Genomic DNA, 1309 nt, shown 5'->3' with positions numbered 1-1309 from the left:
TGAACCGCCCCGGGATTGTCGGAGACCTAATATTCTGAGAGAATACGACAATGAAAAGACAAACCTATACTCCTGAGATTAAAGAACGCGCCGTTCGCATGCTGATTGAAGCAGCAAATGACTATCCCTCTACCTGGTCAGCTATTCAAGCCATAGCGCCAAAGATTGGCTGCACGCCTGAAACTCTGCGGTCTTGGCATAAAAAGCACATCGATCAAACCATTCCTGCTTCAGTGCAAGCTCAAAGCCAAGATCAACGTATTAAAGAGCTTGAACGCGAAAACAGAGAGCTCAAGCAAGCCAATGAGATTATACGTAAGGCTGCCGCTTTTTTCGCCCAGGCGGAGCTCGACCGCTGACTAAAATCATGATTCACTTCATCGACGACAATAAACACCTTTATGGGGTCGAGCTGATCTGTAGAGTCCTACCGATTGCCCCGTCAACTTATTATCGTGCTAAAGACTTAGAGGACTGCCCTGAGAAGCGCTCATTACGCAGTCAGCATGATGACTATTATCTCAGAGAGATTAAACGTATTTGGCAGGACAGTAAATGCCGTTACGGTGCGCGTAAAGTATGGCAGCAGATGAAAGCTGACGGGTTAAAGGTTGCTCGGTGTACCGTAGAGCGTTTAATGAAGCAGTATGGTATGCAAGGTGTCTGGCGTGGTAAAGGTAAGATTACCACCAACAGCCGTGACGACCAGAAGCGTGCTGATGACTTGGTTAATCGTAACTTTAGCGCTCATCGTCCTAATCAGCTTTGGGTTGCAGATTTTACCTATATCAAGACACTGAGTGGCTGGGTTTATACTGCTTTTATTATTGATGTGTTCGCTCGTGCCATTGTGGGCTGGAAAGTATCCAATCGCATGAACACCGATATGGTGATGGCCGCGCTCAATCAAGCGATAGCAGATAGGAATAATCCCAAAGATGTGATTCATCACAGTGATCGCGGGGTTCAGTATTTATCCATTCGCTACACAGATAAGATGGCTGACTGCGGTGTGATTGCCTCTGTTGGCACTACGGGTGATTCTTATGACAACGCATTGGCTGAAACGGTCAATGGGCTTTACAAGTCTGAGGTGATTCATTATTTAAAGCAGAACTGGACTGGTGTGAACGATGTTGAACTGGCAACCCTTGAATGGGTCGATTGGTTTAACAAAACACGACTGCATAGCACGATTGGATATGTGTCGCCCTTTGAGTTTGAAAAGCGGTATTATGATAATTTAATCCTGTCAGGCATTGCTGCCTGACTAAAGTAAACCAGCCTCCGATAAAGTCGGGGCGGTTCA

The 1309-nt window shown here is 46.2% G+C and carries 1 protein-coding gene and 1 other annotated feature; the gene reads left to right on the top strand.

Annotated features, from left to right (window positions below):
• The first annotated feature begins 50 nt into the window (after nucleotides 1-50).
• Nucleotides 51-1270 (top strand): IS3 family transposase gene (locus JFC08_RS13575; RefSeq protein WP_198331105.1). Its coding sequence is split into 2 segments (ribosomal slippage): nucleotides 51-336 and nucleotides 336-1270, totalling 1221 coding nucleotides; the frame shifts between segments, so codons are not numbered across the junction.
• Nucleotides 326-442 (top strand) — a sequence feature (AL1L pseudoknot). Its footprint overlaps the gene before it by 117 nt.
• Nucleotides 1271-1309: the final 39 nt, after the last annotated feature.

Origin of the sequence: Psychrobacter cibarius (assembly GCF_016107535.1) — a bacterium.
Classification (GTDB): domain Bacteria; phylum Pseudomonadota; class Gammaproteobacteria; order Pseudomonadales; family Moraxellaceae; genus Psychrobacter; species Psychrobacter cibarius.
This window is presented reverse-complemented; position numbering and strand designations above follow the sequence as displayed.